This is a genomic window from Streptomyces novaecaesareae (genome assembly GCF_000716875.1).
Lineage (GTDB): Bacteria > Actinomycetota > Actinomycetes > Streptomycetales > Streptomycetaceae > Kitasatospora > Kitasatospora novaecaesareae.
The window spans coordinates 1-1,005 of sequence record NZ_JNWQ01000206.1 but is presented as its reverse complement, the minus strand read 5'-3'; the positions used below and the strand labels follow the sequence as shown (position 1 = coordinate 1,005).

At 68.0% G+C, this 1,005-nt stretch carries 3 protein-coding genes; 1 reads left to right on the top strand and 2 read right to left on the bottom strand.

All coding sequences use genetic code 11. The features are described 5' to 3' along the window. Nucleotides 1-111 (bottom strand): acyl-CoA dehydrogenase family protein (locus OP86_RS38570; RefSeq protein WP_167344250.1); only part of this gene is annotated, 111 nt, incomplete at its 3' end. Between the two features lie 172 nt (nt 112-283). On the opposite strand from OP86_RS38570, the gene OP86_RS32510 reads away from it, so the two are divergent. Further along, complete coding sequence (locus OP86_RS32510; RefSeq protein WP_051831200.1) at nt 284-718, top strand: PhlB family protein; 435 nt, start codon at nt 284-286, stop codon at nt 716-718. Here the strand turns inward: OP86_RS32510 and OP86_RS32505 are convergent. Beyond that, a partial coding sequence (locus tag OP86_RS32505) for an electron transfer flavoprotein subunit alpha/FixB family protein (protein ID WP_033334485.1) occupies nt 687-1,005 on the bottom strand: 319 nt, incomplete at its 5' end. The two genes, OP86_RS32510 and OP86_RS32505, sit on opposite strands and share 32 nt — an antisense overlap.

Below are 1,005 nucleotides of genomic sequence, written 5' to 3'. Positions count from 1 at the left end.
GTCCACCTCCGCCGCGAACGGAGCGATCTTCGCCTCGGCCAGCGAACGCACCGCCTCACGAAGCATCTCGTGCTCCTCGGAGATACGGAAGAGATCGAACTCCTGGCTCATGATCGCCACTCCTGTTTCACGACGGTACTCAGTACCCTTCATTATGCATGCGTGCGGCAAAAAGGGAACTCAGTGCCTTCCCTTGGCGGTACTGAGTTCCCTATCCTTTTCGTGCCGAACTTCTGTCGAACTTCTGCCGAACGAACCGGTCCGAGCCCAGGGAGATGACAGCGTGGTCCACCCAGCCATCGATGCCGACACCCGGAGCACCACGCTGTACTTCCAGCGCTGTACGTGGTGCAACAACCCGACCTTCCAGCGGCTGCTCTGCCCCACCTGCGGTTCCACCGACCTCAGGCTGGAGCCCAGCGAGGGCACCGGCGTGGTACGGCGCTGCGCGGTCGAGCAGGCCCGGACGCCGCTGGTCCGTCAGAAGTCGCTGATCCGGATGGCGGAGGGCTTCGACGTCTGGTGCATCGTGGACGGAATGCGCAGCACCGTCCCGGTCGGCACCCGGGTGCGCCTGCTCTCCTCCCCCGACTCCGAGCAGCCGGAGCTGCGGCTGCTCCCGATGGAGGAGCCGCCGCCGGTGCCGGACCCCGAGCCGCGCCCGCTGCCGCCCTCCCAGGGCGGTTTCACCCAGCACCTCGCGGCCTTCGCGGAGTGAGCCGGCCGCGTGGACGAACGCCGGAGGGCGTGGCACCGAGTACCACCTGGAAGAGGTCGCCGACCACGCCGTAGTCGACCAGCTCGAAGATCGGGGCCTCGGGGTCCTTGTTGACGGCCACGATGGTCTTCGAGGTCTGCATACCGGCCCGGTGCTGGATGGCACCCGAGATGCCGTTGGCCACGTACAGCTGCGGGGAGACCTGCTTGCCGGTCTGGCCGACCTGGCTGCTGTGCGGGTACCAGCCCGCGTCGACGGCGGCACGCGAGGCGCCGACGGCCGCGCCC